This is a genomic window from Cupriavidus sp. NPDC089707 (genome assembly GCF_044748965.1).
In the GTDB taxonomy this organism is placed as follows: Bacteria; Pseudomonadota; Gammaproteobacteria; order Burkholderiales; family Burkholderiaceae; genus Cupriavidus.
The window spans coordinates 321,690-343,140 of the sequence record NZ_JBIVHB010000003.1 but is presented as its reverse complement, the minus strand read 5'-3'; the positions used below and the strand labels follow the sequence as shown (position 1 = coordinate 343,140).

18 protein-coding genes and 1 tRNA gene are annotated in these 21,451 nt (G+C 66.0%); 16 read left to right on the top strand and 3 right to left on the bottom strand.

Going from position 1 to position 21,451, the window contains the following annotated elements:
- Positions 1-30: 30 nt before the first annotated feature.
- From rlmN to ACIP1U_RS07825, 15 genes are all read left to right on the top strand, one after another.
- A complete protein-coding gene (gene rlmN / locus ACIP1U_RS07895) occupies positions 31-1,185 on the top strand; it encodes a 23S rRNA (adenine(2503)-C(2))-methyltransferase RlmN (protein WP_400313564.1) in 1,155 nt (384 codons plus the stop codon).
- Positions 1,182-1,961, top strand: coding sequence for a type IV pilus biogenesis/stability protein PilW (pilW, locus tag ACIP1U_RS07890; RefSeq protein WP_400313562.1), 780 nt, complete (start codon positions 1,182-1,184; stop codon positions 1,959-1,961). Before rlmN ends, pilW begins: the two co-directional genes overlap by 4 nt.
- Positions 1,954-2,955, top strand: coding sequence for a helix-turn-helix domain-containing protein (locus ACIP1U_RS07885; RefSeq protein WP_400313559.1), 1,002 nt, complete (start codon positions 1,954-1,956; stop codon positions 2,953-2,955). Before pilW ends, ACIP1U_RS07885 begins: the two co-directional genes overlap by 8 nt.
- Before the next feature lie 52 nt (positions 2,956-3,007).
- On the top strand, positions 3,008-4,300 hold the full coding sequence (gene ispG, locus ACIP1U_RS07880; RefSeq protein WP_400313556.1) for a flavodoxin-dependent (E)-4-hydroxy-3-methylbut-2-enyl-diphosphate synthase: 1,293 nt from the start codon (positions 3,008-3,010) through the stop codon (positions 4,298-4,300).
- A 38-nt stretch (positions 4,301-4,338) separates the two neighbouring features.
- Positions 4,339-5,721 (top strand): histidine--tRNA ligase, encoded by a 1,383-nt coding sequence (gene hisS, locus ACIP1U_RS07875; protein ID WP_400313553.1) that lies wholly within the window; start codon positions 4,339-4,341, stop codon positions 5,719-5,721.
- 76 nt (positions 5,722-5,797) lie between these two features.
- Positions 5,798-6,430 (top strand): YfgM family protein, encoded by a 633-nt coding sequence (locus ACIP1U_RS07870; protein WP_400313550.1) that lies wholly within the window; start codon positions 5,798-5,800, stop codon positions 6,428-6,430.
- Positions 6,431-6,480: 50 nt separating this feature from the next.
- Positions 6,481-7,656, top strand: coding sequence for an outer membrane protein assembly factor BamB (gene bamB, locus ACIP1U_RS07865; RefSeq protein WP_400313547.1), 1,176 nt, complete (start codon positions 6,481-6,483; stop codon positions 7,654-7,656).
- 225 nt (positions 7,657-7,881) lie between these two features.
- Positions 7,882-9,225, top strand: a complete 1,344-nt coding sequence (gene der, locus ACIP1U_RS07860) for a ribosome biogenesis GTPase Der (RefSeq protein WP_400313545.1) — start codon at positions 7,882-7,884, stop codon at positions 9,223-9,225.
- 211 nt (positions 9,226-9,436) lie between these two features.
- Positions 9,437-9,676: an RNA chaperone Hfq gene (gene hfq, locus ACIP1U_RS07855; protein WP_012353158.1), complete on the top strand. Its 240-nt coding sequence runs from the start codon at positions 9,437-9,439 to the stop codon at positions 9,674-9,676.
- Between the two features lie 249 nt (positions 9,677-9,925).
- Entirely contained in the window at positions 9,926-11,176 is a 1,251-nt protein-coding gene (gene hflX, locus ACIP1U_RS07850) for a GTPase HflX (RefSeq protein WP_400313540.1), read from the top strand.
- A gap of 165 nt (positions 11,177-11,341) precedes the next feature.
- Positions 11,342-12,700 carry an FtsH protease activity modulator HflK gene (gene hflK, locus ACIP1U_RS07845; protein WP_400313537.1) on the top strand — a complete coding sequence of 453 codons (1,359 nt, stop codon included), beginning with the start codon at positions 11,342-11,344 and terminating at the stop codon, positions 12,698-12,700.
- Between the two features lie 11 nt (positions 12,701-12,711).
- Positions 12,712-13,620, top strand: coding sequence for a protease modulator HflC (hflC, locus tag ACIP1U_RS07840; RefSeq protein WP_400313533.1), 909 nt, complete (start codon positions 12,712-12,714; stop codon positions 13,618-13,620).
- Positions 13,621-13,814: 194 nt separating this feature from the next.
- Positions 13,815-14,966: an ATP phosphoribosyltransferase regulatory subunit gene (locus ACIP1U_RS07835; RefSeq protein WP_400313530.1), complete on the top strand. Its 1,152-nt coding sequence runs from the start codon at positions 13,815-13,817 to the stop codon at positions 14,964-14,966.
- A gap of 85 nt (positions 14,967-15,051) precedes the next feature.
- Positions 15,052-16,392: an adenylosuccinate synthase gene (locus tag ACIP1U_RS07830; protein WP_400313527.1), complete on the top strand. Its 1,341-nt coding sequence runs from the start codon at positions 15,052-15,054 to the stop codon at positions 16,390-16,392.
- A 138-nt stretch (positions 16,393-16,530) separates the two neighbouring features.
- Positions 16,531-17,100: a phosphoribosyltransferase gene (locus ACIP1U_RS07825; RefSeq protein WP_400313523.1), complete on the top strand. Its 570-nt coding sequence runs from the start codon at positions 16,531-16,533 to the stop codon at positions 17,098-17,100.
- 69 nt (positions 17,101-17,169) lie between these two features.
- On the opposite strand, the gene ACIP1U_RS07820 is transcribed toward ACIP1U_RS07825, so the two are convergent.
- The 3 genes from ACIP1U_RS07820 to ACIP1U_RS07810 form a co-directional block, all read right to left on the bottom strand.
- Positions 17,170-17,781: an NAD(P)-dependent oxidoreductase gene (locus ACIP1U_RS07820; protein WP_400313520.1), complete on the bottom strand. Its 612-nt coding sequence runs from the start codon at positions 17,779-17,781 to the stop codon at positions 17,170-17,172.
- Positions 17,782-17,852: 71 nt separating this feature from the next.
- Complete coding sequence (locus ACIP1U_RS07815) at positions 17,853-18,299, bottom strand: Rrf2 family transcriptional regulator (RefSeq protein WP_400313517.1); 447 nt, start codon at positions 18,297-18,299, stop codon at positions 17,853-17,855.
- 341 nt (positions 18,300-18,640) lie between these two features.
- Positions 18,641-18,727: transfer RNA gene (locus ACIP1U_RS07810), tRNA-Leu, on the bottom strand.
- Positions 18,728-18,797: 70 nt separating this feature from the next.
- Here ACIP1U_RS07810 and rnr point away from each other — a divergent pair.
- Positions 18,798-21,395: a ribonuclease R gene (rnr, locus tag ACIP1U_RS07805; protein WP_400313515.1), complete on the top strand. Its 2,598-nt coding sequence runs from the start codon at positions 18,798-18,800 to the stop codon at positions 21,393-21,395.
- The last annotated feature ends 56 nt before the right edge of the window (positions 21,396-21,451 follow it).

Below are 21,451 nucleotides of genomic sequence, written 5' to 3'. Positions count from 1 at the left end.
CTGACTGACACTGAAGCTGAGTTTGCCGTCATGAACGATCTCGTCAACCTGCTCGACTACGACGCGGACGCGCTCACCGCCTATTGCGGTGAGCTCGGCGAGAAGCCGTTCCGTGCGCGGCAACTGCAACGCTGGATTCATCACTATGGTGCCAGCCGCTTCGATGCCATGTCGGATCTCGCCAAGTCGCTGCGCGAAAAGCTGTCGACCCGGGCGGAGATCCGTGCGCCTGCCGCCATCACCGACAACCTGTCGGCCGACGGCACGCGCAAATGGCTGCTCGACGTCGGCGAGGGCAACGCGGTGGAAACGGTGTACATCCCCGAGGAAACGCGCGGTACGCTGTGCGTCTCCTCGCAGGCGGGCTGCGCGGTCAACTGCCGCTTCTGCTCGACCGGCAAGCAGGGCTTTTCGCGCAACCTGACCACGGGCGAGATCATTGGCCAGCTGTGGATGGCGGAGTTCGCCATGCGCGAGCAGCTGGGCCGTGGCCCCAAGGACGACCGCGTCATCTCCAACGTGGTGATGATGGGCATGGGCGAGCCGCTGCTGAACTACGATGCCGTGGTGCCGGCCATGCGGCTGATGCTGGACGACAACGCCTACGGCCTGTCGCGCCGCCGCGTGACACTGTCCACCTCAGGCGTGGTGCCGATGATGGACCGGCTGTCGAAAGACCTGCCGGTGGCCCTTGCCGTGTCGCTGCACGCGTCCAACGACGCCTTGCGCGACGTGCTGGTACCGTTGAACAAGAAGTACCCGCTGGCCGAACTGATGGCGGCATGCCGTCGCTACCTGGAATTCGCGCCGCGCGATTTCATTACTTTCGAATACTGCATGCTGGACGGCGTCAACGATGGTGTCGAGCACGCGCGGGAACTGCTGAAGCTTGTCGCCGACGTGCCGTGCAAGTTCAACCTGATCCCGTTCAACCCGTTCCCCGAGTCGGGCCTGAGGCGCTCCAACAACGAGCAGATCCGGCGCTTCGCGCAGGTGCTGATGGACGCCGGCATCGTGACCACCATCCGCAAGACGCGCGGCGACGACATCGACGCCGCTTGTGGCCAGCTGGCCGGGGAAGTGAAGGACCGTACCCGCCTGGCTGAGCGCGGCAAGTTCGGCAAGATCACGCCACTGGTGCCGGTCAACAGCGCCGGCCAGCCTCGGGAGGCTCGCCCTGCATGATCCGTCTGATCGCTGCAGCCCTGTTCGGGCTGCTGATGTTGTCCGGCTGCCAGCTCCCGCACACACCGGCGCAGGATCTCCAGACCGCTTCAGACCAGACCGATGCAAGGCGACGTGCCAGCATCCGGCTGCAGCTGGCCACCAGCTATCTCGAGGCGGGCCAGAGTGCGGTCGCGCTTGACGAGATCAAGCAGGCGATCGCCATCGATCCGTCGCTGGCGGATGCCTACCATGTGCGCGCGCTGATCTATATGAACATGAACGAGCAGGCGCTGGCCGACGACAGCTTCCGCACCGCGGTGTCAATGCGTGGCAACGACGGCGACCTGCTCAACAACTATGGCTGGTTCCTGTGCCAGTCGGGCCGCTATGGCGAGGCCGCGCCGATGCTGCAGCGCGCTGTGTCTGCACCGTCGGCGGGCGGCCCGGTGAAGCCGCTGATCAGCCTGGGTGCGTGCGAGCTGCGTCGCGGCAACAGCGCCGAGGCGGAGAAGAATTTGAAGGCCGCGCTCGGCTACGACCGCAACAACCCGGTGGCAAACACCAATCTGGCGCTGGTCTACTACCGGCGCGGCGATTTCGCGCAGGCCCGGCAGTATGCCCAGCGCGTCAACAGCAGCCAATTTGCCAGTGCGCAATCCCTCTGGCTGGGAGCGCGCATTGCACACCGCCAGGGCGATGGCCGCACGCAGGATGCGCTGGTCGCGCAGCTGCGCAGCCGCTTCCCCGATTCGCGTGAGTTGACCGCCTACGAACAAGGAGCATGGGATGAGTGAGCACGACCGCGCCGCAGGCCAGGCCGTACCGACGCAATACGTCGGCGGTGGCGCGCACGAAGGAGACCGCGAAGCCGCGGCGCGCGAGATTGGCGCGGCACTGGCGCGCGAGCGCGAAGCGCAGCGGCTGTCGGTGGAAGACGTCAGCGCACGCCTGAAAGTGGCGGCGCCGAAGCTGCGTGCGATCGAAGCCGGCGACCTGCAGGCGCTGCCCGACGTCACTTTCGCCAAGGGCGTGATGCGGGCCTATGCGCGCATGCTGCATGTCGATATCGACGCGCTGCTGGCGCGCTTCCAGCCTCCGGTGGCACCGGTCACCGAAATTGCACGCCAGCGCGAGGGCAGCCTCAATGCGGCGTTCGACGACCGCAATCGCTTCCGCACCGGCGGAGCCGGCGGGCGCTGGGTCTGGCTGGCGCTGGTGGCGGTGGTGCTGGCCGCCGGTGGCTGGTTCGGCCTGGACCATATCCGCCAGTGGATCGAGACCCGCAGCAGCGTGACCGAGACTGCCACGACGGAAGAACATGCCGCCGCGCAATCGACCGAGCCCGGCACGGTGACGGCGGCGCTGCCGCCGGTCATGGCCGCCGCCGACTCGCCGGCACCCTCGGCTGAAACCACACCGGCCAGCGCCGTGGGCGCGACTGCCGCGCCGGCATCGGCCGCGACGGTCGTGCTCGCTGCTGTGCCTGCCGCTGCGCCGGCCGTGGCAACACCTGCACCGGCGCCCGCAGCGCCCGCAGTGCCTGCAGGCGAGGGTGAACTGCAGATCCGCTTCGCCGGCGACACCTGGTATGAAATCCGCGACAGCAGCGGCAAGATCGTGCTGGGTGGCACGGCCAGGGCCGGCCAGGCCGTGGCCGGTGGCGGCAAGGCTCCATACAAGGTGGTGATCGGCAACGTCAAGGGTGTCGAGTCAATGACGCGCAACGGCGAGCCGGTCGACCTGAAGGCAGGCAACCGCAACAACGTGGCGCGCCTGACGCTGCCCTGATCCGGGCCGGCGAGAGGTGTGGCGCAGTGCGTCTTTGCAAGGTGGTAATGCTATGAACCAACAGCTCTGTCTCCCGGTCCTGCCCGGCTCGCTGCCCCGCCGCCAGACGCGCCAGGCGCGCGTCGTGTGGGGCGATAACGTGGTGACCATCGGCGGCGACGCCCCGGTGCGCGTGCAGTCGATGACCAACACGGACACGGTTGACGCCATCGGCACGGCGATCCAGGTCAAGGACCTGGCACGCGCGGGTTCGGAAATCGTGCGCATCACGGTGAACACGCCTGAGGCCGCCGCCGCAGTGCCGTCGATCCGCGAGCAGCTCGACCGCATGGGCGTCGACGTGCCGCTGGTGGGCGACTTCCACTACAACGGTCACAAGCTGCTGCAGGACTATCCGGCCTGCGCCGAGGCACTGTCCAAGTACCGCATCAACCCCGGCAACGTGGGGCAGGGCGCCAAGCGCGACACGCAGTTCGCGCAGATGATCGAGATGGCGTGCCGCTACAACAAGCCGGTGCGCATCGGCGTGAACTGGGGCAGCCTGGACCAGGACCTGCTGGCGCGCATCATGGACGAGAACGCGTCGCGCGCCGAGCCTTGGCCGGCGCAGAGCGTGATGATCGAGGCGCTGATCACGTCGGCGATCGATTCGGCGAAGAAGGCCGAAGAGATCGGCCTGCCGGGCCACCAGATTATCCTGTCTTGCAAGGTATCGCAGGTGCAGGAGTTGATCGCGGTCTACCGCGAACTGGCGCGCCGCTGCGACTATGCGCTGCACCTGGGCCTGACCGAGGCCGGCATGGGCAGCAAGGGCATTGTTGCCTCCACCGCGGCGCTGTCGGTGCTGCTGCAGGAAGGCATCGGCGACACCGTCCGCATCTCGCTGACGCCGGAACCCGGCGCGCCGCGCGAGAAGGAAGTGTATGTGGGGCAGGAAATCCTGCAGACCATGGGCCTGCGCAACTTCACCCCGATGGTGATTGCCTGTCCGGGATGTGGTCGCACCACCAGCACGGTGTTCCAGGAGCTTGCGGCGAGCATCCAGACGTACCTGCGCGAGCAGATGCCGCATTGGAAAACCGCCTATCCCGGCGTCGAGGAAATGGATGTGGCCGTGATGGGCTGCATCGTCAACGGCCCGGGCGAGAGCAAGCACGCCAATATCGGCATTTCGCTGCCGGGCTCGGGCGAGTCGCCGGCGGCGCCGGTGTTCGTCGACGGCGTCAAGGTGAAGACGCTGCGCGGCGAGCGCATCGCAGAGGAATTCCAGGCGATCGTCGACGAGTACGTTCGCACGCATTACGGCCCGGGCGCTGCGCGGGCCGATAAAGAAGTGGCCGCCTGAGCCGCACCGGCCGGGCCCGAGAAGCTGACAAGAACAGAATGACGCAATCCGACAACGCAGCCGCCACCGGCGCTGCCAAGACTGAACCGAAAGCCGAGCAGAAGGTGAGGCCCGCCAAGGCCTTGCAGGGCGTGAAGGGCATGAACGACATGCTGCCGGCCGACGCGCCGCTGTGGGAGCATTTCGAAAATGCCGCGCGTGCCATGCTGCGCGCCTACGGCTACCAGCAGCTGCGCACGCCGATCGTCGAGCACACGCAGCTGTTCGTGCGCGGCATCGGCGAGGTGACCGACATCGTCGAGAAGGAGATGTACTCCTTCACCGATGCGCTCAACGGCGAGCAGCTGACGTTGCGACCCGAAGGCACCGCCGCCGCCGTGCGCGCGACCATCGAGCACAATCTGCTGTACGACGGCCCCAAGCGCCTGTGGTACACCGGCCCGATGTTCCGCCACGAGCGTCCGCAGCGCGGCCGCTATCGCCAGTTCCATCAGCTTGGCGCCGAGGCGCTGGGCTTCGCCGGTCCGGACGTCGACGCCGAGATCATCCTGATGTGCCAGCGCCTGTGGGACGACCTGGGGCTGGTCGGCGTGCGCCTGGAGATCAATTCGCTGGGGCAGGCCGATGAGCGTGCCGCTCACCGCGAGGAGCTGATCGGGTACCTGGAAGGCTTCCAGGACATCCTGGACGAGGACAGCAAGCGCCGCCTGTACACCAACCCGCTGCGCGTGCTGGATACCAAGAATCCGGCGCTGCAGGAAATGGCAGCCAATGCGCCCAAGCTGATCGACTTCCTGGGCGAAGAGTCGCTGGCTCACTTCGAGGGCGTGCAGCGCTTGCTCAAGGCCAACAATATCCCGTTCAAGATCAATCCGCGCCTGGTGCGCGGGCTGGACTACTACAACCTGACGGTGTTCGAGTGGATCACCGACAAGCTCGGCGCGCAGGGCACTATCGCCGGCGGCGGCCGCTATGACCCGCTGATCGCGCAGATGGGCGGCAAGCCGGCACCGGCTTGCGGCTGGGCCATGGGTGTCGAGCGCATCATCGAGCTGATCCGCGAAGAGGGCGTGGTGCCCGATGCCGTGGGATGCGATGTCTACCTCGTGCATCAGGGCGAAGCGGCCGCGCAGCAGGCCATGGTCGCGGCCGAGCGCCTGCGCGACACCGGCCTCGACGTGGTGCTGCATGCCAGCGCCGACGGCAAGGGCGGCAGCTTCAAGTCGCAGATGAAGCGCGCCGACGCAAGCGGTGCAGCCTATGCCGTTATCATTGGCGACGATGAAGTGGCCGCTGGCGTGGTCCAGGTCAAGGAACTTCGCCAGCGCGATCAGGCCGAAGGCGGTGGGCAGCAGGCCACCGTGCAGGCCGAGGGCCTGGTTGACTACCTGATCGACGCCATGGTCGGCGCCAGCGAATAAGCGCGGCATCAGCGCAATCGGCCGCACCGTCATCACAAGATGTCCGTATCCAACCAACGCAGGTAATTGCCTCGACATGGCTTACGATCTAGAAGAACAGGAACAGCTTGAGAATCTGAAGGCCTGGTGGCGCCAGTACGGCAATGCGCTGACCTGGGTGCTCATCGCCGCGCTGCTGGCGTTTGCCGGCTGGAATGGCTGGAAGTACTGGGAGCGCAAACAGGCCGGCGAGGCCGCGGTGCTGTACGAGCAGGTGCTCAAGGCTGCCGAGGCGCGCGACGTCGAACGCGTCAAGCGCGCCGCGACTGACCTGGAAGCCAAGTTCGGGCGTACTGCCTATGGCCAGATGAGCGCGCTGGTCGCCGGCCGTGTGCTCTATGACGCGGGCGACCTGGCCGCGGCCAAGACCCAGCTGCAGTGGGCCGTCGACCACGGCGACGAAGAATACGCGCATCTGGCGCGGGTGCGCCTGGCCGGCGTGCTCCTCGACGAGAAGGCCTATGACCAGGGCCTGGCGCTGCTGAAGGACGAGCCGCCGGCAGCGTTCGCGTCGCTGTATGCCGACCGCCGCGGCGATTTGCTCGCCGCGCAAGACAAGCGTGACGACGCGCGCGCGGCCTATCGCAAGGCGCTGGACAAGCTGGGCGAGGCCGAGCCGGCCACGCGTCAGATCATCCAGTTCAAGCTCGATGCGCTGGGCGCGGCCTGATGCGGCCGCACGCGCTTTGTGGCATCACGCAAAACCAGGATCGTAACCTTATGACGTCAGTGCTTTCCCGCGCCGTACATCGCCAGCCCGTCCGCACCGTGACCCGTGCGCTGGTGGTGGCTGCCTGCCTGGCCGCGCTGGGCGGCTGCTCGCTGTTCAGCAAGGAAAACAAGCACCCGCCCGCCGAACTCAAGCCAGTTTCGGCCACGCTGACGGTGCGCCAGGCGTGGAAGGCCGATGTGGGCAAGAGCGGCCCGTATTCGATGCAGCCGGCCGCGGCGGGCAACAATGTCTACGTGTCGTCCAACAACGGCAACGTGATGGCGCTGGAAGGCGCTTCCGGGCGCGTGTTGTGGATGGCCAAGACCGACCTGGACCTGACCTCGGGCCCGGGCAGCGATGGCTCGGTGACCGCGGTTGCCGGCGAGAAGGGCGCAGTCTACGCCTTCGACGCCAGCGGCAAGCAGATCTGGAAGAAGCAGGTCAACGGCGAGGTGCTGTCCGCGCCGCTGGTCGGCAACGGTCTGGTGGTAGTGCGCACCACCGACACGCGCGTATTCGGCCTCGACGCCGAGACCGGCGAGCGCCGCTGGATCTACCAGCGCTCGCAGACGCCGCTGAACCTGCGTGCCGCGATGGGCATGGCATTTGCCGGTGACGGCATTGTGATGGGCTTTCCCGGCGGCAAGCTGGGCGTGCTGACGCCGGGCAACGGCGTGCTGCGTTGGGAAAGCACGATCTCCTATCCCAAGGGAGTGTCCGAGATCGAGCGTCTGAACGATGTCACCGGCCAGCCGATGATCAGCGGCCGCCAGGTCTGCGCCACCACCTTCCAGGGACGCGTGGCGTGCCTGGAGCTGGCCACCGGCCAGCCGCAATGGGGCAAGGATTTCTCGTCGCCGAGCGGCCCCGCGCAGGATGACAATGCGATCTATGCCAGCGACGAGCGGTCGGTGGTGCATGCCTTCGACCGCCAGAACGGCAGCGAGCGCTGGAAGAACGACCAGATGCGCAACCGCCGCCTGGGTGCGCCGCTGGCACTGGGTCGCTCGGTGGTGATGGGTGACTTCGAAGGCTATGTCCACTTCCTGTCGCGCGAGGACGGTCAGGTCGTCGCCCGCATGAAGACCGATGGCAGCGCCATCACCGCCGCGCCGGTGGTGGCGGGGCAGACGCTGGTGATCCAGACCCGCGACGGCGACGTCTTCGGGTTCCAGCCGGGCTGACCAGCAAGCAGTGCGCGCTGCCGTACACCTGTCGGTACGGTGCGCGCCGAATCCGGTAGCATGATCCCTGGTCGTGCGGCAAATTGCGCAGCGGGTCGCTGACCGGCGCCGCGCCCCGACAGGACAAGCGGCAAGGCGCGCCCACCGGGTGCGTGTGCCGTCGGATCCATTGACTCCGGAGTAACCGGGGGGCGGCAGGTGCCGGCCCCCGTTTCCGTTTATTGCATGAAACCAGTTATCGCACTTGTCGGCCGCCCCAATGTAGGGAAGTCGACGCTATTCAACCGCATGACCCGCTCGCGCGACGCTCTCGTCGCCGACCTGCCGGGCCTGACGCGCGACCGCCACTATGGTGAGGGGCGCGTCGGCGAGCGTCCGTTCATTGCCATCGATACCGGCGGCTTCGAGCCGGTGGTCAAGGAAGGCATCGTTGCCGAGATGGCCAAGCAGACCAAGCAGGCGGTGGTCGAGGCCGACGTGGTGATCTTTATCGTCGACGGCCGCCTGGGCCTGGCGCCGCAGGACCGCGCCATTGCCGACTACCTGCGCAAGACCGGCCGGCGCATCATGCTGGCGGTCAACAAGGCCGAGGGCATGAAGTACACCTCGGTCGCCGCGGATTTCTACGAGCTTGGCATGGGCGATCCGTACGCGATCTCCGCTGCCCACGGCGATGGCGTGCGCGAGCTGGTCGACGAAGCGATCGAGCTGGCGGTGCAGGAGCACCCGGAGCTGGCCGCGGAAGAGCCCGCGGACGGCAAAGGCGTCAAGATCGCCATCGTCGGGCGCCCCAACGTGGGGAAATCCACGCTGGTCAATACGCTGATCGGCGAAGAGCGCGTGATCGCGTTCGACATGCCGGGCACTACCCGCGACGCCATCTACGTGGAATTCGAACGCGGCGGCAAGCCTTATACGCTGATCGATACGGCTGGCCTGCGCCGGCGCGGCAAGGTGTTTGAGGCGATTGAAAAATTTTCAGTGGTCAAGACGCTGCAATCGATCGCCGATGCCAACGTCGTGATCCTGCTGCTGGATGCGCAACAGGACATTTCCGACCAGGACGCGCATATTGCCGGCTTTATCGTTGAATCCGGACGCGCTCTGGTGGTCGGCGTCAATAAATGGGACGGGCTGGATGGCCATGCCCGCGACCGCATCAAGCACGATCTCGAGCGCAAGCTGCAATTCCTGAATTTCGCGAATTTCCACTTTGTGTCGGCGCGCGAGCGCACCGGCATCGGCGCGCTGATGCGTTCCGTCGACGACGCCTTTGCCGCGGCCATGGTCAAGCTGCCGACGCCGCAACTGACGCGCGTGCTGCAGGAAGCCGTGGAATTCCAGCAGCCCAAGCGGGTCGGCGCATCGCGTCCCAAGCTGCGCTATGCGCACCAGGGTGGCTCGAACCCACCGATCGTCGTGATCCACGGCAATGCGCTGTCGGGGATTGCCGAGACTTACCGGCGCTATCTCGAAAACCGTTTCCGTGCGGCATTCAAGCTCAAGGGCACGCCCCTGCGCATCGAATTTCGTACGAACAAAAATCCGTACGCGGACTCGAAGGATTGAGTCCGGAATCGGATCCCTGGCGGGGCCAGTTTTCGTTTGCGTTCGTTTGGAACTGCGGCTAAATTCACGGTAGCAGGGGGTTCCCTGTGCATTGACGCCGACTTGGTACCGTTTTTGATCTTTTTTCTGGCGCGTTTTTGCGCTGATTGACTTGAATCGGGGATTTCCATCCCCACCATCCACCACTAAACCTATAAATTTGGAGTGTGCCATGAGCAACAAAGGGCAACTGCTACAAGACCCGTTCCTGAATGCGCTGCGCAAAGAGCACGTGCCGGTGTCCATTTACCTCGTCAATGGCATCAAGCTGCAAGGCAATATCGAATCGTTCGATCAGTACGTCGTCCTGCTGCGTAACACCGTGACGCAGATGGTCTACAAGCATGCGATTTCCACCGTCGTTCCGGCGCGCGCGGTCAACTTCCGCGTGGATGATTCCGCCGAGGCCTGATCTGCCTGGCGGCCGCCGCAACACGCGGCCGCTGACCCAAGGCATCGGCCCGGCGCCTGGCGGCGCTGCCCCGATGCCCGGCACCGGTTCGCCAGCGCGGCCGGTGCCTGCCGGACTGGCCGCGGCGCATTCAGCCGCTGCCCCCTCCCGCCTCGCGTGGGGGGCTGTCCCGGCAGGGGGCAAGGCAGGGGCGGACTTCCGCCGGCCATCCCCCTGAACCCGTATTTCCCAGCGCATTTGCGCCCTCCCTTGGATCCCAGAGCTACTTCCAACACTGCCCCCTGGCGCGCCATCCTTGTCGGCGTCGATTTCGGCAAGCATGATTTCCAGGAAAGCCTCAGCGAGCTGGCCTTGCTGACCTCCACCGCCGGCTCGGTGCCGGTGCACACGCTGACGGGCCGCCGCTCGCGGCCGGACCCGGCGCTGTTCATTGGCTCGGGCAAGGCCGAGGAGCTGAAAGAGGCCGCCGACACGCTCGATGCCGATGTGGTCGTGTTCAACCATGCACTCAGCCCGGCGCAGCAGCGTAACCTCGAGCGCTTCCTGAACCGCCACGTGATCGACCGTACCGGCCTGATCCTGGATATCTTTGGGCAGCGTGCGCAGAGCCACGTTGGCAAGGTGCAGGTCGAACTGGCGCAGGTGCAGTACCGCGCCTCTCGGCTGGTCCGCGCGTGGAGCCACCTCGAGCGGCAAAAGGGCGGTATCGGCATGCGCGGCGGCCCCGGCGAGCGCCAGCTCGAACTGGACCGACGCATGCTGGACGACCGCGCCAAGCGGCTCAAGTCGGACCTGTCGCGGCTACAGCGCCAGCACAGCACGCAGCGGCGTGCACGCGCGCGCAACGATACGCTCAGCATTTCGCTGGTGGGTTATACCAACGCGGGCAAGTCGACGCTGTTCAATGCGCTGACCAAGGCGCGCGCCTATGCGGCCGACCAGCTCTTCGCCACGCTCGATACCACCTCGCGCCGGCTGTTCCTGGATGGGCTTGGCAACGTGGTGCTGTCCGATACGGTTGGATTCATCCGCGACCTGCCCACGCAGCTGGTGGCAGCGTTCCGTGCCACGCTCGAGGAAACGGTCCACGCGGACCTGCTGCTCCATGTGGTCGATGCATCCAGCCCGGTGCGCCATGAGCAGATTGAACAAGTGAACCGCGTGCTGGCCGAGATCGATGCTTCCGATATCCCGCAGATCGTGGTGATGAACAAGATCGACGCGGCGCCAGAACTGCTGGAGCAGGGACCGCGCATCGAGCGAGATGAAGATGGCATTCCCACGCGGGTGTTCCTGAGCGCCCGCGAAGGGATCGGCCTGGATGCGCTGCGCGAATCGGTGGTCGAGGTGGCCCAGTGGCTGGCCAGCCGTCCGCCGGAGCCCGCACCATACGATCCGCGCCTGGGCGAGGCCCATCTGTATGAGGACGACAGCGACGACTTGGACGGCGCCGGTGACGGCGACGAGGGCGCCCAGGCGGAGGTGGGACGCAGGTCCTAGGCCGCCGCGGTGGCGCGGCAGTTTTTCGCGACTTGGGCGCCGTGGAGGTGCTTCTTCGGCCCGGTTCAGACGACCTTTCCATGGATTGGTCGCGATTTGGGCAAATGTGGCGCAGATGACTGCTAGAATCCCCCTGTTACAAACTTCCCCGGACCCGTGCACTTCATGCCCCAGTTTTCCCGGAATGCTGATTCGAGCCTGACACCAGGCAGCCGCTTCGCGCCACGCGCGGGCTGGCAGCGCCTGCGCGCCATCTTCTCGCTGAACGATCCGCGCTGGGGTCGTAACGGTGACGACGACGAGAAGAAGGACGGCCGCGACGACAACCGCCAGCAGAACCAGCGCCCGCAGCAGGACGGCGGCCCGCCGGACCTGGACGAACTGTGGCGCGACTTCAACCGCCGCCTGAACGGACTGCTCGGCCGCAAGGAAAATGGCGGTGGCGGTAACCAGGGCTTCGGCGGCCCGCGCACCCCGGGCAAGGGCTCGGGCGTGGGCGTCGGGGTGATCGTGGCCGCGGTGGTCGGCATCTGGCTGGCCAGCGGCTTCTTCATGGTGCAGGAAGGCCAGACCGCCGTGATCCTGCAGTTCGGCAAGTTCAAGTATTCGACCGGCCCCGGCATCAACTGGCGGCTGCCCTGGCCGATCCAGTCGGGCGAGATCGTCAACCTGTCGGCGGTGCGCTCGGTCGAAGTGGGTCGCACCACGTCGATCAAGGACAGCAACCTGAAAGACTCGTCGATGCTGACGCAGGACGAGAACATCATCGACTTGCGCTTCACCGTGCAGTACGTCATCCAGGACGCGACCGAGTTCCTGTTCTTCAACAAGACCGACCGCGGCGGTGACGAGGAACTGGTGACCCAGGCCGCCGAGACCTCGGTGCGAGAGATCGTCGGCCGCAACAAGATGGACGCGGTGCTGTACGAGAACCGCGAGCAGATCACGCAGGGCCTGGCCAAGTCGATCCAGGGCATCCTGTCGGCGTATAAGACCGGCATCCGCGTGCTGTCGGTCAACGTGCAGAGCGTGCAGCCCCCCGAGCAGGTGCAGGCGGCCTTCGATGACGTCAACAAGGCCAGCCAGGACCGCGAGCGCGCGATCAGCGAAGGCCAGGCCTATGCCAATGACATCATCCCCCGCGCCAAGGGTACCGCGGCGCGCCTGAAGGAAGAGGCCGAGGCCTACCGCTCCCGCGTGGTGGCGCAGGCCGAGGGCGATGCCTCGCGCTTCCGCTCGGTCCAGGCCGAGTACGCCAAGGCGCCGCAGGTGACGCGCGACCGGATCTATCTTGAAACCATGCAGCAGATCTACGCCAATTCGACCAAGGTGCTGGTGGATGCGCGCCAGGGCAATAACCTTCTTTACCTGCCGCTGGACAAGCTGATGGCGCAAAGCGGCGATGGCCGTGCGGCTGCTCCTGGCCAGCCGGGCGCCGCTGGCACGCCGGCGCCGGTTCCCGAGACTTCGCCGGATACCCGGTCGCGCGAATCGCTGCGCAACCGTGACCGCGACTCGCGCTGAGGAGACCCGTCATGAACCGACTGATTTCCTTCGCGATCGGCTTTTTCATCCTGCTGGCGGTGCTGTCTTCGATGCTGTTCGTGGTTGACCAGCGCCAGTACGCCGTGGTGTTCGCCTTCGGCGAGATCAAGCAGGTGGTGCGCGAGCCCGGCTTGCATTTCAAGCTGCCGCCGCCGTTCCAGAACGTGGTATTCATGGACCGTCGCCTGCAGACTATCGACGTCGCCGCCAGCGAGCGTTTCCTGACCGCCGAGAAGAAAAGCATGGTGGTGGACTGGTTCGTCAAATGGCGCATCACCGATCCGCGCAAGTTCTTTGTCGCCTTCGGCGGCAACGTGCGCGGCGCGCAGGACCGCATGACCCAGCGCATCGACGCCGTGGCGCGCGAGGAGTTCGGCAGGCGCACCGTGGCCGACGTGGTCGCGGGCGAGCGCGAACAGGTGATGCAGGCCATCCGCAATGGCATGGTCGAATACGCCAAGTCGGTGGGCGTCGAGATCCTGGACGTCCGCCTCAAGCGCGTCGACCTGCTGCCCGCGATCAGCGAATCGGTGTATCGCCGCATGGAAGCCGAGCGCAAGCGCGTGGCCAACGAGTTGCGTTCCACCGGCGCGGCCGAAGGCGAGAAGATCCGCGCTGACGCCGACCGCCAGCGCGAAGTGGTGCTGGCCGAAGCCTATCGCGATGCCCAGAAGATCAAGGGCGATGGCGATGCCAAGGCGTCGCAGATCTACGCCGATGCCTTTGGCCGTGATCCGCAGTTCGCGCAGTTCTGGCGCAGCATGGAGGCGTATCGCAATACCTTCCGCGACAAGCGCGATGTGCTGGTGCTCGAGCCCAACTCTGACTTCTTCCGCTACATGCGCTCCAGCGGTGGCGCCGCGGCGGCTGCCGCGGGCGGGTCCGGAGGCAAGCGCTAGCACCGTCGCTTGTCCGTGTGGCGAATTGACGAAACCCCGGCTTGCCGGGGTTTTGTCCGGCTGGAGCCATCATTGCCGAGTGATGGGCTGGGCGCGCGGTGAGACAAGACTGCGGCAACAATGTGCCCGGGCGTGGCCCGGCACCGCGGGCGCCGAGCCCGCTGGGTAACCGAACGACCGAGAAGAGATTCACCATGTCCAACCATTGGCTGCTGCCAGAAAACATTGCCGACGTGCTGCCGTCGGAAGCGCGCAAGATCGAAGAACTGCGCCGCCGCATGCTCGACCTGTTCCGTACCTACGGCTACGAGCTGGTGATGCCGCCGATGCTGGAGTACCTGGAGTCGCTGCTGACCGGTACCGGCCATGACCTGGACCTGCGCACGCTCAAGCTGGTGGACCAGCTGTCGGGCCGCACCATGGGCCTGCGTGCCGATATCACGCCGCAGGTCGCGCGCATCGACGCCCACTTGCTGAACCGGCCTGGCGTGACCCGCCTGTGCTATGCCGGCAACGTGCTGCACGCGCGGCCGGCGGGCTTCCACGCCACGCGCGAGCCGATCCAGATCGGCGCCGAGATCTATGGCCACGCCGGCCTCGAAGCCGACGTCGAGATCCAGGAGCTGATGCTGGCGGCGCTGCAAGCGGCGGGCCTGTCCGAGATCCGCATCGACCTGTGCCACGCCGCAATCCTGGAGGCGCTGCTGGCCGGGCTGCCGTCGATCCGCAAGATCGAGGACGCCCTTTTTGCCGCGCTCGAGACCAAGGATGTGCCGGCCCTGCGCGAGCTGACCGTGGGCATGCCGCAGACCGAACGCGATGCGCTGCTGGCGCTGCCAACGCTGTACGGCGGGGTGGAAGTGCTGGACCGCGCCCGCGCCACGCTGCCGGCGAGCCCGGCGATCGGTCGCGCGCTGGACGAACTGGCCGCGCTGGCGGTGCAGGTGCGTGGCGCCAGCGTCAATATCGACCTGTCGGACCTGCGCGGTTACCACTATCACAGCGGTGTGATGTTCACGGCTTACGTGGCGGGGCTGCCCAACTATGTGGCCCGGGGTGGGCGCTATGACAAGGTAGGCGAAGCCTTTGGGCGCGCGCGGCCGGCGACGGGTTTTTCGCTCGACCTGCGCGAAGTCGCGTCGCTTTCACCGGTGGAAGTGCGCGCCCAGGCGATTTTCGCGCCGTGGGATGCGGATCCGGCACTGCGCGCCGCGATTTCGGCGCTGCGCGCTGCCGGCGAGATCGTGATCCAGTCATTGCCCGGCCATACCCACGAACTCGACGAATTCAACTGCGATCGCCAACTGGTGCGCCAGGATTCCGGTTGGGCCGTGGTGCCGCGCTGACGCCGGGCGAGCAATCCCGGCCAAAAATCGGGAATCGCCCTGCAACAAGAGTAGAATACGTTTTTAACCTATTGACCAAAGCAATATGTCCGCATCCGCAGTAGGCCAGGGACGCAATGTCGTCGTGATCGGCACCCAATGGGGTGACGAAGGCAAAGGAAAAATCGTCGATTGGCTTACCGACCATGCAAAGGGCGTGGTGCGGTTCCAGGGAGGCCACAACGCTGGCCACACCCTGATCATCGGCGGCAAGAAGACCATTCTCCGCCTGATCCCGTCGGGCATCATGCGCGAAGGCACGATCTGCTACATCGGCAACGGTGTGGTGCTGTCGCCCGAGGCGCTGTTCCGTGAAATCGAAGAACTCGAAGCCGCCGGCCTGCAGGTGCAGAGCCGCCTGCGCATTTCCGAAGCGGCAACGCTGATCCTGCCGTACCACGTTGCCATCGACAAGGCACGCGAAGCCCGTCGCGGCGCGGCCAAGATCGGCACCACCGGCCGCGGTATCGGCCCGGCGTATGAAGACAAGGTTGCCCGCCGCGCGCTGCGCGTGCAGGACCTGTTCGACCCCGAGCAGTTTGCCGAGCGCCTGCGCGAGAACCTGGACTACCACAATTTCATGCTGACCCAGTACCTGGGCGCCGAAGCCGTGGACTTCCAGCAGACGCTGGACGATGCGCTGGCCTTTGCGCCGCGCCTGGCCCCGATGGTGGCCGACGTCTCGGCCGAGTTGTACGCTGTCAACGCCGCCGGTGGCAACCTGATGTTCGAAGGCGCGCAAGGCACGCTGCTGGACGTGGATCACGGCACCTATCCCTACGTTACCTCGAGCAACTGCGTGGCCGGTGCGGCCGCCGCGGGGGCCGGTGTCGGTCCGGGCCGCCTGAACTACATCCTGGGCATCACCAAGGCCTACTGCACGCGCGTGGGCTCGGGCCCGTTCCCGAGCGAGCTGTACGACAACGACAACCCGCAGCGCCAGGATCAGGTCGGCGTGCGCCTGGCCAACGTCGGCAAGGAATTCGGTTCCGTCACCGGCCGTCCGCGCCGCACCGGCTGGCTGGATGCCGCCGCGCTCAAGCGCTCGGTGCAGATTAACGGCGTGTCGGGCCTGTGCCTGACCAAGCTGGATGTGCTGGATGGCCTGGACAGCATCAAGCTGTGTGTCGGCTACATGCTCGACGGCCAGACCGTCGACATCCTGCCGCGCGGCTCTGACGCCGTGGCGCGCTGCGAGCCGGTTTATGAAGAGTTCCCGGGCTGGAACGAGTCGACCTTCGGCGTGAAGTCGTGGGACGCGCTGCCCGAGGCGGCCCGCGTTTACCTGAGGCGCGTGGAAGAGGTGGTCGGCATCCCGATCGACATGATCTCGACCGGCCCGGACCGCGATGAGACCATCCTGCTGCGTCACCCGTACAAGGTCTGACCTGGCAACCAGAAGCACGACGTAGTGCCGCGGCGCCACGAACGCCGCGGCCTGCAACAGAACATCGGCCCGCGCAAGCGGGCCGAACCTTATTGGCCCGCCGGGCCAGCCGGCCACGAAGATATCTAGAGCAAAACGATGAACCTGCCAACCAACGATGAAGAGAACCTGTGGGTCTCGTGGGACGAATACCACCGCCTGATCGCACGCCTGTCGCTGAACGTGCATGAGTCGGGCTGGAAGTTCGACAAGATCCTGTGCCTGGCGCGCGGCGGTCTGCGCGTGGGCGACCAGATGTCGCGCATCTTCGATGTGCCCCTGGCGATCCTGGCTACCAGCAGCTATCGCGAAGCGGCCGGCACGCAGCAGGGCGACCTGGACATCGCGCAATACATCACCATGACGCGCGGCGAGCTGTCGGGCAAGATCCTGCTGGTCGACGACCTGGTCGATTCGGGCATCACGCTGGAACGCGTGGGCCGTCACCTGAAGGAGCGCTATCCGGCGGTGACCGAGGTGCGCTCGGCGGTGCTGTGGTACAAGGCCTGCTCGAAGATCGAGCCGGACTATCACGTGGCCTTCCTGCCGTCGAACCCCTGGATCCACCAGCCGTTCGAAGAGTACGACACGCTGCGCCCGCACAACCTGGGCGCCTGGCTCAAGCGCGGCAAGCGCGCCAGCCTGCTCGACGACGACGCGAGCGCCTGAGCGCCGCTCCGCCGCACCTGTGCCCGCGGCGCCCGCCGCGCCCACCGCGCAACAAGGCCACGAATGGCGTCAGTAGCCGACCGTGTAACGTTGGCGCGAATGCGCCGGCTTTTCGATCTCGGTGAGCATCGCAATCGCGTAGTCCTCCATCGAGATCCAGCTCTTGCCTGCGGCATCGCTCAGCAGGGTTTCGTCGCCGATACGGAACGTGCCGGTGCGCTCGCCCGGCTCGAACAGCGCCGACGGCGACAGGAAGGTCCAGTCGATCTGTTGCTCGCCACGCAGCGCGTCAAGGAAGTCGCGGCCCGCCAGGGCCTCGGGCTTGTACGCCTCAGGGAAGGTCGGCGTATCGACCAGTTGCACATCCGGTGCCACATAGAGGCTGCCGGCGCCGCCCACCACCAGCAGTCGAGGCACGCCGGCCTGGCGCACGGCCGAAGTGACCTGCTGCGCGTTCAGTTGCGCGAAGCGCGCCGTGCTGATGACGACGTCATTGCCTGCCAGTGCCGCCGCGAGCGCGGCGCCATCCGTGCCATCCACGTCCTTGATGGTCACGCCGGCGCGTGCCGGCAACCGGCTCGCCTGGCGCGCGATGGCCGTCACCTGATGGCCGCGGCGCAGGGCTTCGTCGATCAGGCGTGTGCCGACGCGCCCGGTGGCGCCGATGATTGCGATATGCATGGTGACTCCTTCTTTGCTGGGTGGTAGAAGTAATATGAAACCAAATTGGTTACATATCGGGGTAAAAAAATTCAGCGCTTGCGGCGCTGGCCGGCACCTTCCCCGGCGCCTTTGACATCGGCAAGCATCCCGGCAATGGTGATGCCTGCCAGCGTATCGTCCATGGCTGCCTGGGCACGGTCGGCAACCTTGCGCAGCGCGCCGGTGATCTCGCGGCCGACCATGCAGGCCGGGTTTGGCGTGCTCTGGTGCAGCGTGATCAGCGCCGTGGTTTCCACCGCCTGGAACACTTCAAGCAGCGTGATCGATGTCGCCGGACGTGCCAGCGTGGCGCCGCCGGTGCTGCCCATGGTGGTGTTGACCAGGCCCGCTTCGGCGAGCTGGCCCACCAGCCGGCGGATCAGGGCGGGGTTGGTGCCGACGCTGCCAGCGATCATCGACGACGGCACCGGTTCCTCGGAACTGGCCAGCAAGGTAAGGATGTGGACCGCTACGGCGAACCGGCTGCTCGTGCTCATGATGTCGAAGATAATATGAAACCATGATAGTTACATATCATGGTTGCTGTCAACGTTGACGGCGGTGGTAAGGAAGGGACGCGATATGGTGGTCGTCGGAATGCCGGAATCGCCACTGAAGCTGTTACACTCCTCGACATTGCCGGACCGAGGTGGTTTGGTTGCCGCGCAAGGCACTGTGCGCGGTTTCAAGGACGGGGAAAACCCCGTACGCTCACGTATGACGCTGCGGCAAATTGCCGCCAAGCAAGGAGTGGAAGTTGCCGGATCTGGTACGCCAACAAAGCGCCAAAAACAAAAAACCCGCAGGGCTCGAAAGCGCTGCGGGTTTCCCGGTGATCTGGTGCCCAGGAGAGGACTCGAACCTCCACAGTGTTGCCACCGCTAGGACCTGAACCTAGTGCGTCTACCAATTCCGCCACCTGGGCAGGTGTCGAAACAACCGAAGCGCTCATTATAGAGAGCGCGAGAATTTTGTCAAATAGTTTCCAGAAAAAATTGAATCAGAACAACTATCCGATCCCCAGCCGGGAAGAAATCCTGGGCGTGCTGAGAACGTCGGGATCTCCGCAGTCGGCAGGCGATATCGCCAAGGCCCTGTCGGTCACGCGCAAAGAGCATGACGGCTTTCAGAAGCGCCTGGCGGCGATGGAACGCGACGGGCAGATCGAACTGAACCGCAAGGGCCGCTATGAACTGGCCCATCAGCCTAATTTTGTCACCGGCCGTGTGCAGGGCCACCGCGACGGCTTTGGCTTCCTGATCCGCGACGATGGCGAAGACGATATCTTCCTGCCTGAGCGCGAGCTGCAGAAGGCCATGCACAACGACCGCGCGCAAGTGCGCGTGGTGGGCTACGACCGCCGCGGCCGGCCCGAGGGGCAGATCGTCGAGATCATCGAGCGCGCCAACCGCTTCGTGATCGGGCGCCTGCTCAGCGAGGGCGGCGTGCTGGTGGTCGCGCCCGAGGACAAGCGCATCAGCCAGGACATCCTGATCCCGCCCAAGGCGCAGGGCAAGGCGCGCGTGGGGCAGGTGGTCAGCGTCGAGCTGATCGAATATCCCGACCGCTATGTGCAGCCGGTGGGCCGCGTGGTGGAGATCCTCGGCGAGATCGACGATCCCGGCATGGAGATCGAGATCGCGGTGCGCAAGTATGGCGTGCCGCATGCCTTCTCTCCGGCGGCGGCCAAGGAAGCCACCGCATTGCCGGACGAGGTGCGCCAGGCCGACCTGGACCACCGCATCGACCTGCGCGACGTCCCGCTGGTGACCATCGACGGCGAAGACGCGCGCGACTTCGACGACGCGGTCTACTGCGAGCCGGTCAAGATCGGCCGCGCCAAAGGCTGGCGCCTGATCGTGGCGATTGCCGATGTGTCGCATTACGTGCGCCCGGGCACGCCGCTGGATGCCGATGCGCTGGATCGCGCCACCTCGGTCTACTTCCCGCGCCGCGTCATCCCGATGCTGCCGGAGAAGCTGTCCAACGGGCTGTGCTCGCTCAATCCCACTGTCGACCGGCTGTGCATGGTCTGCGATGCGGTGCTCACGGCCAAGGGCGAGCTCAAGGGCTACCAGTTCTATCCCGCGGTGATGCACTCGACCGCGCGCCTGACCTACAACGAGGTCTGGTCGGTCCTGTCCAACACCAAGGGTCCCGAGGCGCACAAGCGCGCCGAGCTGGTGCCCCACCTGCAGAACCTGTACGAGCTGTTCCAGGTCCTGCTCAAGGCGCGGCGCGAGCGCGGCGCGATCGACTTCGACACCACCGAGACCTATATCGTCTGCAATGCGCAGGGCAAGATCGAACAGATCCTGCCGCGCACCCGCAACGATGCGCACCGGCTGATCGAGGAATGCATGCTGACCGCCAACGTGTGCGCGGCGGATTTCCTCGAACGCTTCAAGCACGCGGCGCTGTACCGCATCCATGCCGGCCCGAGCGAAGAAAAGCTGAAGAACCTGCGTGAGTTCCTGAAGACTTCCGGCCTGTCGTTGGGCGGAGGCGACAAGCCGCAGGCGTCTGACTATGCCGAGGTGATGGACAAGATCAAGTCCCGCCCGGATGCGCCGATGCTGCAGACGATGCTGCTGCGCTCAATGCAGCAGGCCGTGTACAGCCCCGACAATATCGGCCATTTCGGCCTGGCGTACGAAGCCTACGCGCACTTCACCAGCCCGATCCGCCGCTATCCCGACCTGCTGGTGCACCGTGCGATCAAGGCGGTGCTGGCGCATACCAAGTACCGGCCGGCGTTTGCCCACGGCACCGAGCTGAACACGGCGATCTCGCCCAAGGCGCGCCGCCTGCAGGCCAAGGACGCCGAGCAGAAGGCGGAACTCACCGCCGCGCGCGCCAAGCGCAACGAGGCGATCTGGGACGAGCTTGGCCTGCATTGCTCGGCCAACGAGCGCCGTGCCGACGAGGCGTCGCGCGATGTCGAGGCCTGGCTCAAGTGCTACTTCATGCGCGACAAGCTGGGCAGCGATTTTGCCGGCACCGTCAGCGCGGTGACGTCGTTCGGCATCTTCGTGCAGCTCGACGAGCTGTATGTCGAAGGGCTGGTGCACGTGACCGAACTGGGCAGCGATTACTTCCAGTACGACGAGGCCCGCAACGAACTGCGCGGCGAGCGCACCGGCATCCGCTATCGCCTGACCGACCGAGTGCGCGTGCAGGTCTCGCGTGTGGACCTCGATGCACGCAAGATCGACTTCCGCCTGGTGCAGGAGCCGTCGGCCAGGACGCTGCGTGCGCGCGCGACCGGCGCCGACACCCAGCCGCGCGTCCCGGCCGCCCACGCGGTGCCGGCGCGCAAGAAGGGTCGCCAGCTGGCGGCGTTGCTGGGCGGTTCGTCCAAGCCGGAAGAGTCGTTCGACGAGACGCTCGACCGCGTCATCGAAGAGCAACCGGTGTTTGAAGCGGTGATCACGCCGCTCAGGCCGCACGTCAAGACCGGCGGCAAGCCGGCCAAGCGCGCGGCCAAGCCCAAGCCCGCGCACCTGGAGAAGCCGCGCAAGCCGGCTTCCAAGTCGCACCCTGCCAAAACGGCCGGCAAGTCGGCCGCCAAGCGCACCCCGCGCAAGCGTTAAGGCGAGTTTGGGCCAACCGCCGTCCCCGCCTGCGCGGGGACGGCGCACGGGCGAGT